Annotated in this window: 12 protein-coding genes; 6 read left to right on the forward strand and 6 right to left on the reverse strand. The window is 46.3% G+C overall.

Annotated features, from left to right (window positions below):
- Positions 1 to 81: 81 nt before the first annotated feature.
- Positions 82 to 1,602, reverse strand: coding sequence for a glycoside hydrolase family 1 protein (locus tag BM184_RS06915; protein WP_086942737.1), 1,521 nt, complete (start codon positions 1,600 to 1,602; stop codon positions 82 to 84).
- Positions 1,603 to 1,833: 231 nt separating this feature from the next.
- On the opposite strand from BM184_RS06915, the gene BM184_RS06920 reads away from it, so the two are divergent.
- Positions 1,834 to 2,445, forward strand: a complete 612-nt coding sequence (locus tag BM184_RS06920) for a DUF1349 domain-containing protein (protein WP_086942736.1) — start codon at positions 1,834 to 1,836, stop codon at positions 2,443 to 2,445.
- A gap of 171 nt (positions 2,446 to 2,616) precedes the next feature.
- Complete coding sequence (locus BM184_RS06925) at positions 2,617 to 3,507, forward strand: MurR/RpiR family transcriptional regulator (protein ID WP_143091120.1); 891 nt, start codon at positions 2,617 to 2,619, stop codon at positions 3,505 to 3,507.
- Between the two features lie 71 nt (positions 3,508 to 3,578).
- Here the strand turns inward: BM184_RS06925 and BM184_RS06930 are convergent, their stop codons facing one another.
- The gene (locus BM184_RS06930) at positions 3,579 to 4,229 is read right to left on the reverse strand and encodes a YczE/YyaS/YitT family protein (RefSeq protein ID WP_143091121.1); all 651 of its coding nucleotides are present in this window, start codon (positions 4,227 to 4,229) and stop codon (positions 3,579 to 3,581) included.
- Between the two features lie 114 nt (positions 4,230 to 4,343).
- On the opposite strand from BM184_RS06930, the gene BM184_RS06935 reads away from it, so the two are divergent.
- Positions 4,344 to 5,210: an AraC family transcriptional regulator gene (locus tag BM184_RS06935; RefSeq protein ID WP_086942685.1), complete on the forward strand. Its 867-nt coding sequence runs from the start codon at positions 4,344 to 4,346 to the stop codon at positions 5,208 to 5,210.
- Between the two features lie 16 nt (positions 5,211 to 5,226).
- Here BM184_RS06935 and BM184_RS06940 read toward each other — a convergent pair whose 3' ends face one another.
- Positions 5,227 to 7,449 (reverse strand): alpha-galactosidase, encoded by a 2,223-nt coding sequence (locus tag BM184_RS06940; protein WP_086942684.1) that lies wholly within the window; start codon positions 7,447 to 7,449, stop codon positions 5,227 to 5,229.
- 214 nt (positions 7,450 to 7,663) lie between these two features.
- On the opposite strand from BM184_RS06940, the gene BM184_RS06945 reads away from it, so the two are divergent.
- Entirely contained in the window at positions 7,664 to 9,127 is a 1,464-nt protein-coding gene (locus BM184_RS06945; protein WP_086942735.1) for a glycoside hydrolase family 1 protein, read from the forward strand.
- Positions 9,128 to 9,407: 280 nt separating this feature from the next.
- Here BM184_RS06945 and BM184_RS06950 read toward each other — a convergent pair whose 3' ends face one another.
- Positions 9,408 to 10,310, reverse strand: coding sequence for an EamA family transporter (locus BM184_RS06950; RefSeq protein ID WP_086942683.1), 903 nt, complete (start codon positions 10,308 to 10,310; stop codon positions 9,408 to 9,410).
- Positions 10,311 to 10,476: 166 nt separating this feature from the next.
- Between BM184_RS06950 and BM184_RS06955 the strand changes: the two genes are divergently transcribed.
- Complete coding sequence (locus BM184_RS06955; protein ID WP_177208576.1) at positions 10,477 to 11,223, forward strand: MurR/RpiR family transcriptional regulator; 747 nt, start codon at positions 10,477 to 10,479, stop codon at positions 11,221 to 11,223.
- Positions 11,224 to 11,258: 35 nt separating this feature from the next.
- On the opposite strand, the gene BM184_RS06960 is transcribed toward BM184_RS06955, so the two are convergent.
- Positions 11,259 to 12,683, reverse strand: coding sequence for a 6-phospho-beta-glucosidase (locus tag BM184_RS06960; protein ID WP_086942681.1), 1,425 nt, complete (start codon positions 12,681 to 12,683; stop codon positions 11,259 to 11,261).
- A 259-nt stretch (positions 12,684 to 12,942) separates the two neighbouring features.
- Here BM184_RS06960 and BM184_RS06965 point away from each other — a divergent pair, with 259 nt between their 5' ends.
- Positions 12,943 to 13,455, forward strand: coding sequence for a CarD family transcriptional regulator (locus tag BM184_RS06965; RefSeq protein ID WP_177208577.1), 513 nt, complete (start codon positions 12,943 to 12,945; stop codon positions 13,453 to 13,455).
- 86 nt (positions 13,456 to 13,541) lie between these two features.
- On the opposite strand, the gene BM184_RS06970 is transcribed toward BM184_RS06965, so the two are convergent.
- On the reverse strand, positions 13,542 to 14,432 hold the full coding sequence (locus BM184_RS06970) for an alpha/beta hydrolase (RefSeq protein WP_086942679.1): 891 nt from the start codon (positions 14,430 to 14,432) through the stop codon (positions 13,542 to 13,544).
- Between the last annotated feature and the right edge of the window lie 69 nt (positions 14,433 to 14,501).

Consider the following 14,501-nt stretch of genomic DNA (forward strand, 5'->3'; position numbering starts at 1 on the left):
ACAATTCGCTCCACAAAATCAACCACACCCACGAAAAAGCTCTCCCACCAATTGATGGAAGAGCTCCTTTATGTTCAGTAATTATAGTTCACTGCCGTTTGAAGCAATCACCGATTTGTACCAGTAGAATGAATCTTTCTTGATCCGGTTGAATGTCCCTTTGCCGGCATCGTCAAGATCGACATAGACAAAGCCGTAACGCTTCTTCATTTCGCCTGTGCCTGCCGAAACGAGGTCGATGCAGCCCCATGGCATGTATCCGATCAGATCGACGCCATCGTTCGTCACTGCATCCCGCATCGCTGCTATGTGGTCGCGCAAGTATGCGATTCGGTAGTCGTCATGGATTTTCCCGTCTTCGATTGTGTCGATGTTGCCCATCCCGTTTTCGACGCACATCAATGGTTTTTGGTAGCGGTCATACAGTTCGTTCAGGACAAAACGGAAACCTTTGGCATCGATCGGCCAGCCCCACGGCGTTTTTTCCAGGTACGGATTCGCTTGTCCTTGCTGGCCGCCGGTTGTCGTGGTGATGTCGGAATTTCTGTCGTATACCGTTGTGCGGTAGTAACTGAAGGCAAGGTAGTCGGACGGGTGATTTTTCAATATTTCTTCGTCACCATCCTCCATTTTCAGTTCAAAATCGTATTCATCAAAAATACTCTTCGCATAGGCCGGGTAATAGCCGCGCATCATCACATCCGAGAACAACAACGCTCTCCGTCTGAACAGATAGGCTCCGAAAACATCGTCCGGATGGCATGTATTCGGGTAAATGCCGGACAGGGCCAGCATGGTGCCGATTTTGACATCAGGAATCATTTCATGGGCCAGCTTGTTCGCATAGCTGCAGGCTACCATCAGATGATGCAACGCCTGGTATTTGCCCGCTGCTTCTTCCGGCAAATATTTGGTCGGAAGGATCGGACCCTTGTTCTCCGTTTTAGCGTCATCTTTTTTATAGGTTCCCAAGGTCCAGAAACCGCCCAGAACATTGATTTCGTTGACTGTAATCCAATATTTCACCTTGGATTTGTATCGGGTGAATAGCACTTCACTGTAGCGAAGATAGAAATCGATCATTTTCCGGTTTGCCCAGCCGCCGTATTTCTTGGCTAACCCCACTGGCATATCGAAGTGAAGAATGGTGACGATCGGCTCGATGCCATGCTTCAGGCATTCGTCGAACACATCATCATAGAATTGCAGCCCTTCTTCGTTCGGCTCCTCCTCGTCCCCGTTCGGAAATATTCTCGTCCAGGAAATCGCTAACCGATAACTATTGAACCCCATCTCCGCCATCAGTCCGATGTCTTCTTTGTAATGATGGTAGAAATCGGTGGCGTTGTGGCTTGGATAATACTCGCCCTCTTTCAGGATCGGCTCCGCGCCAAGCGGCAAAGATTCGCCTAAAGTAATATGATCCATTTTCCCATTGGCATCGGTAAAGTATATTTTTCTGGAAGAAGTATAGCTTCCAGCTGTGATCATATCCGAAGCGGCCAATCCTCTGCCGCCTTCAGCATAACCGCCTTCGTATTGGTTCGCGGCGGTTGCGCCACCCCATAAAAATGTTTCCGGAAATGCTTTGTTCACTGTCATTACCACCTTTGTCATTTGTGTCTGAACACTTATATCTGCTTCCATTATTGATTTTCCGACAAAAAAAGTAAATGTTTTCGACAGCTATTGGCACGCCGTTGCAGGATTTCTTTTTGGGCGCTCATTTGTTGAAACATAATTTCATCATTTGGCTCTGTTTTTGTTTAACTTTTGATTTAGGGTATAATATAAGCATATATAGTTGCGGAGGTTTGATACGTGAGGAAAAATATGGAATTTAATAGTAACGATTTAAAATGGATAAGAGAACCTAAAAACTATAGTATTACTGACAGTAAAATAGAAATTATTACAGAACCTCATACTGATTTATGGCAAAGAACATATTATAATTTTAGGAATGATAATGCTCCTGTTTTGCAAATTAATACTGATGAAAAATACTTTTCTTTTATAGTAAAAACTGAATTTGAAAGCAATCATCGTTTTGACCAATGTGGAGTAGTTATGTATTTAGATAGTGACAATTGGTTTAAATGTTCTATTGAATATGAAAATGAAGATTTTCAACATTTAGGAAGCGTTGTTACGAATAATGGCTATTCTGATTGGGCTACTACAGTTATTGATGCATCTATTAAATCTATGTGGTATAGATTTAGTCGAAGAGAGGATGATTATTGTATAGAATCATCGATTGATGGAATTAATTATAGTCAGATGCGTATATTTCATATGTGGAAAGGTAATAGCACTATTCAATTTGGTATCTATGCTTGTAGTCCAGAAAATTCATCGTTTAAAGCAAGATTTACAAATATGGAGATAACAGATTGTAAATGGCTAGCTCATGATGGGCAAGCTTCAGATGGAAATGTATAGGGAGAAATTTCAATTTGATTGTTAGATTATTATGAACAGTTTTAATATATTATGAACTAAAGACCAGCGAAATTTCACTGGTCTTTTAAATTTATCATATGTCATCAACATTATTTTAAAACTGAGCCCATCATTTAAATCGACAAATGGTATAATTGGGGCAAAACGGGGGTGCTATTTCTGAACATAATCAGCAGGATGAACCAAAGCCACTTTTTTTCGAACGCGGAGAACAGCATCATCCATTTTTTGCTTGAAAACCCGGATGATTTAAAAAATGCCACAACCAAAGACCTAGCCACGAAAACCTTCACGAGCCCATCCACCATCGTGCGGCTTGCCCAAAAACTGGGCTTCCAAGGCTACAATGATTTCAAAATCGAATTCCTGGCCGCTGTCCAACAGATCGACAGTCCACTGGTTTCGATCGATGCCAATTTCCCGTTCAAAAAAGCAGATGGCATCACCGAAATATCCTCAAATCTATCTCAGCTTTTCGTGGATGCAGTCAAGGAAACCAATTCCCTAGTGGATGAAGACACATACAATCAAGCCATCAATCTGCTTGACCAAGCGACCTTCATCGACATTTATGGCGTCGGCTCAAACCAGCACTTGGCCTATAATTTCACGCTTGATATGCGGCGCATCAACAAAGAAGTCACGACATCCACCAGCCAGCAGGAGCAACTCATCAAGGCTGCCACATCGAACAAAGACCGTGTCGCTTTGATCATTTCCTACACTGGCGAAACAAAAGACATCCTTGAAATCTGTCAACTGCTGAAGGCTTCGGAAACGCCGATGATCTGCATCTCCAGTGTCGGAAACAACAGCATCAGCGATTTGTGCGACATCACCTTGAACATCGTCACATGGGAAAAAATGTTCTCGAAAATCAGCACCTTCTCTTCCAGTGTGTCCACTCTTTTGGTGCTGGATATTCTGTATGCCGGCCTGTTCGCGCGGAACTATGATCAGAATAAGGAACGCTTGCTTCAGGTGAAGGCGAACACCACCGGTTTCCGCTCCAGAATCCAGCCTCTGATAGAGGATGTTTGAGGCGCAACAATCTTTCAAAAAGAGAGGCTCTCCCATCAAATTGATGGGAGAGCCTCTCTATGAGTAAATATCTACCTGGCTGTTTTTTGGAACTGCGCAAATGTCAAAAACGGTTCCACTTTTTTCTTGAAATAGTTGATCAAGGGACCGGTGAAAAAAGCCGTGATGATTGTTCCGATACCGATTTGGGCACCCAAGATGAAGCCGACCGCGACACAACTGAGGTCCGTCATGATCCTGATTTCCCGGTAAGTTAATCGGAGAGGCAACTTTTCCAGCAGAATGATTCCCAATGCGTCATACGGAGCAAGACCCATATCGGCAGTCATATAGACGGCTACTCCGAAGCAACATGCGATAAGCCCGAGGAGCAATCCCAGCATGCGCATCGTCAGCGTGTCAGGCAGATTCTGCAACATTCCCAAAAGAAAGTCCGAAAAATAGCCAACGAAAAAAATTCCCAATAGCGTCCCTAAATGGATCAGCTTCGGCCGGAACCAAAGCATCACCAACAGAACCGTAATATTTGCCAGCATCTGTATCGTTCCGAAGTCCATTCCTATAGATTCACTGATCCCGATATTCATCGTCACAAACGGATCGGTTCCCATTCCGCTGAAACGCATCCAAGCTATGCCACAACTGATGAGACTTGTTCCGAGAAACGTGGTGACACCCCGGAACAGTATGTTACCCTTTTTTTCTGTAGATGGTACTTTCAATGTGATAACCCCTCTCGTTGTCGGTTCGCGCTTAATCCGTTCTTATTATAGGTTGCTGGAAACACATTCTATAGATTATAATGTTTTCAAATACAGTCAAAATGTTAGGAGGTAATGATGGAAACTTCTTATTTCAAATCTTACTTTTTCAATAATCAAAAAGACCTCAAGATTCTTTTCTCCGGAAAAGCGGTCTGCGATTCGCTTTACAGTTTCGGGCCGGCAGTCCGGCCCAATTACATCATCCATATCGTGACGAAAGGCAAAGGCCGCTATCAGCTGGATAATGAGTCCTATGAAGTGACGGCAGGCCAAGGTTTCATTATTCCGCCGGATACCAGGACTTTTTATCAAGCCGACAAAGAAGACCCATGGAGTTACTATTGGATCGGGTTCGAGGGTGATCTCGCCGGGTTCTACCTGGATGCACTGGGGTGTTCGGGCCACCATCCGGTTTTCCAAACCGAAAATACGGAACGCATCATCCAAATCATAGAAGAATCCTTTTCCGAGGATCAAGTTTCTCTTTTTTCCGAATTGATGCTTTCGGCCCGACTGTATGAATTTTTGGCCTTGTTTAAACAGGCAACGGAACACTCCATCACCAGAGGTCAGCTACGGAACCCGCACATCCGGGAAGCGATCGCCTACATCAGGAGCTATTATGCCACACCGATGACCATTCAGAGTCTTGCGGAAGCATTGTGTTTGAACCGTAGCTATCTTTCCAGCATTTTCAAGCAGGAGATGGGCGTGACGCTACAGCAATATTTGACGGATCATCGTCTGACTCGGGCGGCGGAACTCTTAGGTTTGAAGAACTTTTCGATCGATGAAATCGCAGAATACAGCGGCTATCGCGATACCTTGGTCTTTTCCAAAGCTTTCAAAAGAAAGTACTCAGTCACGCCGACCGCCTACAGAAAGGCGGAATACGAAAAGCGGGAGCAATACAACGAGAAAACGGTGCATCGCTTTTGACGATGCACCATTTTTTTTATTTTGCCTCGAATATGTAAATTTTTGAATCGAAGTCACAAGAAGGTTTTCTTCCATCGAGAACCTGACCGCAGGAAGTGTCACTTGTCACCAAGCCGATATGCATCAGTTCATCTCCGTAATAGCCCTTCCCATCGGAAATGTCGACGTACTCGATCGAAGGATCCAATCCGATCAAATGCAGTCTTCTGAAAGGGGCATTGACCTCATTCAGAATTTTATATTGGCCCACCAGCACCGTCCGTTTATCTTCGGAAACGACCATCCATGCACAATAATTCCCGTCGAATGGGCTCATGAGACGGTAGAAAGTGCCGCTGTGGATGATTTTGCGGTACTTCTTGATGAACATGATCTGTTCCTTGACGATTGCCCTCTCCTGTTCCGTCAGCTTGTTCAGATCCAATTCATACCCGAATGAGCCGAATGCCGAAACATTCCCGCGTGTCTCCAACGGTGTGTAACGGTGAAGCTGTTCGTTAGGAGCTGCGGAAACATGCGCTCCCATTGAGCTCAAGGGGTAAACAAAAGACGTGCCGTATTGGATTTTCAATCGTTCAACTGCATCCGTATCGTCACTGGTCCATCCCTGCGGAGAGTAGTAGATCATCCCAGGATCAAAGCGACCTCCCCCGGAAGCGCAAAATTCAAAAAGAATTTCCGGAAACTCGGATGTCAGACGTTCATACAGGTCATAGACGCCCAGCATGTAGCGATGGAATACCTCACCCTGTCTCTCGGCGGGAAGGCTAGGCGAATATGCCTCAGTGATGCAGCGGTTCATATCCCATTTCACATAAGAAATTTTGGCTTCGCGCAATATCTTGGAAATCATGGTGTAAATATGATCGACTACTTCAGAGCGGGCGAAATCAAGGACATATTGGTGGCGCCCATGAGAAACCGGTCGTTCCGGTGTATGGATAATCCAATCCGGATGGGCCCGGAAAAGATCACTATCCGCATTCACCATTTCCGGCTCGAACCATAGCCCGAACCGCAATCCGATCGCTTCAATTTTTTCAGCCAATCCGTCAATCCCCTCCGGCAACAGTTCCCTGTTGACGAACCAATCTCCCAGCCCAGCTTGCTCATTGCGTCGACCACCGAACCAGCCATCATCAAGAACGAAGAGTTCAACCCCGTCTTGATAAGCCGTTTCGGCAAAATCCAACAATTGCTGTTCGGTGAAATCCATCCCGGTCGCTTCCCAGTTATTGATCAAAATCGGACGCTCCTTATCGCGCCACGTCCCTCTGGACAACCGTTGGCGGTAGAGACTATGGAAAGTTTGGCTCATGCCGTTCAAACCATTTCCGCTGTGCACCATCACAACTTCCGGTGCCTGGAAGGTTTGTCCTGGTTCAAGCAACCAGCCGAAACCGAACGGATTGATCCCCATACTGACGCGCGCAACATTGTAGGTATCCACCTCCACTTGCGCCAAGAAATTACCGGAATAAACGAAACTGAATCCCAAGACCTCTCCGGTTTGTTCGGTGGCATCCGGCCTTTTCAAAGCAATGAACGGATTTTGGTAGTGGCTGGATGATCCTCTTGCGCTTTCGACACTTTGGATACCCGGAATCAATCGGCGGAAGTACGGATGGCGTTCCCGTCCCCAAGCGCCCGACAACTGCAACAGTTCGTATTCTGCATCGGGCAGATCCAGGTTCATGCTCAGCAAACGTTCCAGCTTCACATTTTTCTGGCCATCATTCCGCACACGCACGGATCTCGTCACGACAGGACGGTCCTCATAGAGCGTATAGTTCAGCATGACGACCACCCCTGCCAGAGAATCTTCCAAAGTGATTTCCAAAGTGGTCGCCTCTTCCGGAGATTCGACATAAGTGGACGGCAATCCAGCGAGTTTTCTCTTACCCGAATGGACAGCGTGTTCTTTCACTTGGAAGGCGGACACCCGGCTGCCGTTCTCATACAGCACACTGATGGCCGGGTGGCGGAAATCAGTCGTCCCGTAGACCGGAAATTCCTGGCGCATATGCTCCCTCGAAAAAGAGTAGTCCTCCTGGCTGGCGTAAGCTGTGTTCGGACGATACGCCGATTCGATCAGATGGCTGAAATCCGTCCTGTCGGCTACCTTTTTTCCGAAATAAAGATTCCCCAGACTGCCATCCTCCAATACTTGCATGATGTAGCTGATTTTCTGATTGGTCAGATGAAAGAATTTCCCTTGTTGATGAATATGAATTGGCATGGAATCGCCTCCTTTATAATGTAACTGGATTGTAACCCCTTTTCCGGAAGATCCGGAGGGGTCGGCGTCTGTTAAATCAGTCAAAATGTTAGGAACCGGACCAAATTATTGCAAACGCTACCTTATGCCATGCGTTTTCTGTACCAAGCATGTTAGAATAGAGATGAAGTAGCGTTTGGAATGGATCATGCTGAAAAAAGGAGTGTTCAAAACTATGATGCAAGCAAACAAAAATGCTTTTCCGAAGGATTTCCTGTGGGGCAGCGCATCAGCAGCCTATCAGGTGGAAGGCGCGTGGGACGAGGACGGCAAAGGCCCTTCGATCTGGGATGAATTCGTGAAAGTGCCCGGCACCACCTACAAAAACACAAACGGTGATGTTGCGGTCGACCATTACCATCGCGTGGAGGAAGATGTCCGTTTGATGGCGGAAATGGGGTTGAAAACCTATCGTTTCTCGATCGCTTGGGCACGGATTTTCCCAACTTCCATGGATGAAGTGAACCAGAAAGGCTTGGATTTCTACCACAAGCTGATCGACCTGTGCCTGGAAAACAACGTCGAGCCGATGGTGACGATCTATCACTGGGATCTGCCGCTGTTCCTTCAGGAAAAATACCGCGGTTGGGAAAGCCGGGAAATCATCGCCGACTTCAAGAAATACGCGGTCACCTTGTTCGAGGCTTACGGCAGCAAAGTGAAATACTGGATCACGATCAACGAGCAGAACATTTTCACACGGATGGGCTGGATGACGGCGCAGCATCCGCCGAAAATGAGCGGCGAAGAAAAACTCTACTACCAAGTCAACCATAACGTCTTCCTGGCGCATGCCGAGGCCGTGCTTGCCTTCCAGGATCTGGTTCCGGACGGCATGATCGGTGCGAGCTTCGCCCTGCATCCGAGCTACGCGATCGACTGCAAGCCGGAAAATGTCGTCGCCAAGATGGATTACGACGACCTGAAAAACTATTGGTGGATGGATGTTTACGCGTATGGGCGCTATCCGAAAGCGGCCATGAAATACTTGCAGACTAAAGGCGTAGCGCCTGAATTTGAATCGGGTGATGCGGAATTGTTGGCGGAAGCGGCCAAGCACGTTGACTTCATGGGCGTCAATTATTACCGCAGTGACACGGTCGAATACAATCCGATGGACGGCATCGACAGCAGCGGTGTGTTCAACACGACCGGTGAAAAAGGTTCGATGACCATTCCGGGCGTTCCGGGCTTGTACAAGAATCCGCTGAATCCGAATCTGCCGACGACTGATTGGGATTGGACCATCGATCCGATCGGCATCCGCGTTGGTTGCCGCGACATCACTAGCCGCTATGACCTGCCGATCATCATTTCCGAAAACGGACTCGGCGCTTTCGACACGCTTGAAGAGGACGGAAGCATCCATGACCCTTATCGGATCGCCTATCTGTCGGAACACCTTAAGGAGATCAAACTGGCGATCGAAGAAGGCTCGGAAGTGCTCGCATACTGCACATGGTCGTTCACCGATCTGCTCAGCTGGCTGAACGGCTACCAAAAACGCTACGGCTTCGTCTATGTCGATCAGTACGAAGAAGCCGTCGAACCTTCCCTGAAGCGCTACAAGAAAGACAGTTTCTATTGGTACAAGGACGTCATAGCCAGCGACGGAAAAACGCTGTTCGACGAAGCATAAGAAAAGCTGAACGGGTTCGTTCAGCCCTGAAAGAAATTTAGGAAATCTGGCCCTGAATGAGCATCGTAGAGCGCAATGGGTCAGATTTATCTAATTTCCGAAGGGCTAACCCGTGCAGCTGGACATCATTTTAGGTGCATGAAACATTTTGCAAACTTGTGAAACACCTCCGGTGATGCACTTTTCACTCTGGAAAATTTTATAAATTCCTATAAGTTAACAAAGAATCCCCGACCAAGCTCATAATGCAGCTCGGTCGGGGATTTTTTCGGTATATGAATCACTGGTATTCTGTCTTTTTTAGCATTCCCGTCTTTTTCGAATCTTTCAAACTATTCAGACTGATGCCTATCAAAATTAATATAACACCCGTCCACTTTACAGGTGGGACTGGCTCTGATAATACGACTGAGGACATCAGTATCGCTACGGGAAGTTCGGACGATGTCAAAATCGTTCCTAGGCTGGGTCCGACATGCGGCATTCCGATCGAATAAAGCAACGGAGGCAGCACTACACCGAAAAGACCAAGAAGCAGGCCGTATGGAGCAAGGCTAAAGAACGTCGTGCCCTCAAGGATGAAGACCGGCGGATAACAAATGGACACGAGTATGCTCGCGCCTGTAGCCAGCAAGGCACTTTTTTGAACGGGCGGGAGATGACTCCCGACAGCACTGCTCAAAAAAAGGAAAGTCGCAAAACTGACTGCTGCCATAATCCCCCACATCAAGCCGCTCAATGTGAACGATGAGGTACTTTTCGAAAAAACGTCAGCCACCAATAAAGAGCCGAACAAAAGCACGGCGATCGACACTAGCTTCGTTTTATCCGGAACACGTCTGTAAGCAAGCCACTCGATCACTGATCCGATCCAAACAAATTGAAAAAGGAATACAATCGCTAATGAGGCACTCAATGATTGCAGCGCTTGATAATAAAAGATTCCGGTCAAACCGAAAGGGATGCCTGATGACAAAAGTTTCACCGACTCCTTTACGGAAAGCTTTTCCTTTTTTGTAAACTGTAAAACAAGCCACAACATCATCGTACCGAACAAGTACTGCGCACCCGTCACGGCAGCAGAACTAAATCCGTTCGCATATGCTATTTTCACAAAAGTCGAAAGGATGCCGTAACAGCATCCCCCTAAAAAAACAAGTCCTGCATAGTACATATTTTTCATAATTATACACTCCGATCCATTTGCCGGAGTCAATCCCCCTTTGGATGCTAAAATGATTTCAACCATGTTTGCATAGAATTTCCCAGCGTTCCCGCTATCCCCATGCTTGTGTTGAAAATTAATGGATTTCATCTATACTAAAGATAGAAACTTCAGGAGGTGCAGCATGATTCTCGATAAGGTCAACGACATACTGAATACAAGAAATCAGAATGATTCCATTTATGCCATCGCTGGCTACATCAAATCCCATATTGACGAAATCCCCTTCTTGACGATAGATGCTGTTGCTGCCGGATGCTTTGTTTCGAAAGGTCAAATCTCCAAAACTATCCGAACTCTAGGATACGAAAACTACGCAAGCTTCAAGGATGCTTGCCGGAATTATGTAGATTCCCTGGAGAGAAAATCCTTTCTGTTCAATAAAGCGTACGGTTTTCCTGAGAATGTCGCCCTTTTCAACCAGAAATTAAGCGAGACATTCCAGTACGTTACAAACCATCTCGATTATGCCACTCTGGAAAAACTAGTGAACGTCATAGGCAGGCAAAAACGTGTCTATTTATTTGCCCAAGGTGATATCCGCTCCGTTTGCCACACCATCCAGATTGAGTTGAGTCGTCTTTCCATTTCGACTGTCATTTGCGATGCTGATTTTGACGTCGATTTCCCGCTCAATCAAGATGGTTTTCTTCTCGTTCTCAGCGTTAACGACAACACTTTCAGATACAGCAAGCGGATCACTCGAAGGATCAAGAGCCTGCAGAGCACAACTTGGCTCATCACCTGCAATGACCAACTCGAATTTCCCAACAAATGCGTCGTTCCTTCAAACGAAACTACCCTGAACGATTTTGCTTTAAAATATGTCGTGGATGTTTTGCTTGCTGGCATCATCATGCAAAAAAGTTGATAGATCCTCCTTCGAATATCCTGAAGTCCGTTAAATCACAAACATTCCCCATTCGAAGCGATCACCTTTTTGTACCATTCAAACGAATCTTTTTTGAGCCTTTTCCTAGTCCCGGCCCCTTCATTGTCGAGATCAACGTAAACGAAACCATAACGCTTCTCCATTTCCCCGGAAGTATTCGACACAAGGTCAATGCATCCCCAGGTCGTATAGCCGATCAGATCGATGCCGTCTTCACTTACTGCGTCACGCATAGCCAGGATATGTTCCTGCAAATAATTGATACGATAATCATCTTGGATTTTGCCATTGTCCTCAACCCTGTCCTTAGCACCCAGGCCGTTTTCCACGATGAACAACGGTTTTCGATACCGATCACTCAGTAAATTCAAAGTGATCCTAAGCCCGAGCGGATCGATTTGCCATCCCCACTCACTCGATTTCAAATGTGGGTTCACTATCGATTGGAATACATTCCCGGGTGTAACGTCGGTTCTGTTCTCCTCTGAAGTGCTGACATGTGAGGAATAGTAGGAAAAGCTGACAAAATCAACCGGATGATTGCGCAACAATTCTCGGTCCCCATCGATAAAAGGTATCTCAGCATTTCTTTTCGCTACCCAATTCAGCGCGTATTGCGGATAATACCCCCAACTTTGGACGTCAATAAACATATAATTTTCTCTATCATCTTCCATAGCCTTCCAATAATCCCGGGGTTTGCAGGTTTCTGGATAGTGCGGCCCCGCAGCCATCATGCATCCGATCTGATTATCCGGATCGATTTCATGCGCTAGTTTGGTGGCCAACGCGCTCGCCACCAATTGGTGATGGACAGCGGTAATCATGACCTGATTCCTATTCTCCCCTTCATCGAAGCGAATTCCTGCCGCCACAAAAGGCAAATGAAGAACCATATTTATTTCATTGAAGGTAATCCAATATTTCACTGATCCTTGGAATTCTTCAAAGAGCGTTTTTGCGTATTTGGCATATTCTTCAACCATCCGCCGGTCCCGCCAGCCTCCAAATTTTTCAACCAAACCCATCGGACATTCAAAGTGGCTGATTGTGACAAGAGGCTCGATGCCATATTTCCCGCATTCCTTGATGATATTCTTGTAAAATTGAAGGCCTTCCTGATTGGGTTCTTTTTCATCGCCATTCGGGAAAATCCTTGTCCATGATATGGAAAATCTGTAGACCTTAAAGCCCATTTCTCCTAGAAGGGCGATATCCTCCTCGTAGTTATGATACAGATCAATTGCCGACTTTGTTGGGTAGAATGCCTGTGGATCAAAATCATTTGCATGCAAATCCCCGCTGCCTACAGCGTATCTGTCTTGACCCACGGGTACCAGATCCACATTAGCCAATCCTCTTCCTCCTTTATCGTAACCTCCTTCACATTGTACAGCCGATGTGGCCCCACCCCATAAAAAATTTTCTGGAAACTTCATACGCTTCTCCCTCTCTGAATAAGACTTTAATCTAAAATAAAGTATTTGCTTGCAGGACACAATGAAGTTTCCATTTTCGAAACAACTTGACTTTTCACGTATCGACTTATCTATATAGTTTTTCTTGAAATCACCCCTTACAAAAACAGTCAAAATTTGGTATAATATTTATACAACGTGTTGTTTTGACGAACGTAAGTCCTGTTGTCAAAATTCTGCACGCTTTTTTGTTGCTTTTGGAAGAGATATGGAGGATTACATGTACAAAGTTAATGATTTGATAGTGTATGGAAACGAAGGGGTCTGCCGAGTTGAAGCGATCGAAGTTATGAATGTCACTGCTGTCGCAAATGATCGTCTCTATTATGTTCTGAAGCCCCTGTATCGGAACGGAACAGTATTCACACCCGTTGATACGAAAGTATTTATGCGTCCCGTTATTTCGGCCGATGACGCACAAGAAATAATCGAACAGATTCCGACAATAGAAACGGATATCCTATACAGCAGCGCGAATCTGCTTTCCGAACATTATGATAAAGCCATGGAACGCCATGATTGCAAATACCTGATCCAAGTGATCAAAACAGTCTACCTCAAGAACCAGATTGCCGCCACAAAAAATAAAAAGGTTTCCGAAACCGACAGACGCTATATGAAGAAAGCCGAAGAAATGCTTTACGGCGAATTCGCTGTCGTGCTGGAGATGCCCAAAAATGAAGTAAAGACTTACGTCGAAGAAAAAGTTTCAGCAATTGAATTGAGAAAATAAAATTCTGCAAATAAAAACAGAAATCCCTTATCCGGATTTCTGTTTTTTTGTGCTCTCGCATTTACCTCTTTGTACATGCACGCGCCCTATTCCATTTGTTTTTCCCAAAAACGGACCGCCTCATCGATCCAGCCTTCCGCCTTCGTGCCGGTGCCGAGCCCGAAACCATGCCCCAAACTTGCAACCACATTGAAAGTGACCGGGATCCCCAACCCTTTCATTTTCTGCGCTCTTCTGCGCATGACTTCCGGGTCGGCAATGTAGTCGTTCGCACCGACGATGCTGAAAGTCGGCGCATCATTATCCGAATAGCCCGAATGCCCGGTGTAGGCCATAACGACTGCACAAGGCCTTACGCCCGATTTCCCTCCATATGCTTTCACTCCATTCGCACTGATATTGGCAACTACGCGGGCTCCGGCTGAACCGCCCCAGAGCGAATAGTTCTGTCTATTGATGCCCAATTCGGCCGCATGCTCTTCGATGAAATCGATGGCTGCAGCCATGTCTTCGGTTGCCTTCCGGTTCCCCAGACGGTAGCGGAGCACAAACGCATGATAACCATGCTCGGCGATTTTCGCGGCAAACGGGAAACCTTCATGGACGGACCCGACATAAGCAAAGCCGCCTCCGGGAGCGATCACTGCAAAAGGCGATCCGGCTTTGCCGCGAAACCGGAACAAGCAGGTCTGCCTTTTTTCAGGATCTTTTGCTTTCTCTTCTTCCGAATAAATATCAAAGAAAATAGGTTCGCCCGCATCCGCGGCACCAATCATCCGATTGAGCGCGTGAACGACTGTATCTACATCCACCTGGCTGTGATACGGCAAAAGCCTGGCGATACTCGATAACGGCAGATCAAAATCCGCCCTGTCGTTCCACGGCAGCAGCAAGTGGCCGAATCCACGGAAAGCCGGGTTAGCAACCATTGTTCCGAGCGTATCGTTTCTGGTGAGGTATGAAGTTCCTTTTGTCATCGCTGGTCTTCCTTTCTGCCTTGAAATGTGCTCCCTATTGAACAAGAAAAGCGGCTAAATTGAATCAGC

It is taken from the genome of Trichococcus pasteurii (assembly GCF_900112935.1).
In the GTDB taxonomy this organism is placed as follows: domain Bacteria; phylum Bacillota; class Bacilli; order Lactobacillales; family Aerococcaceae; genus Trichococcus; species Trichococcus pasteurii.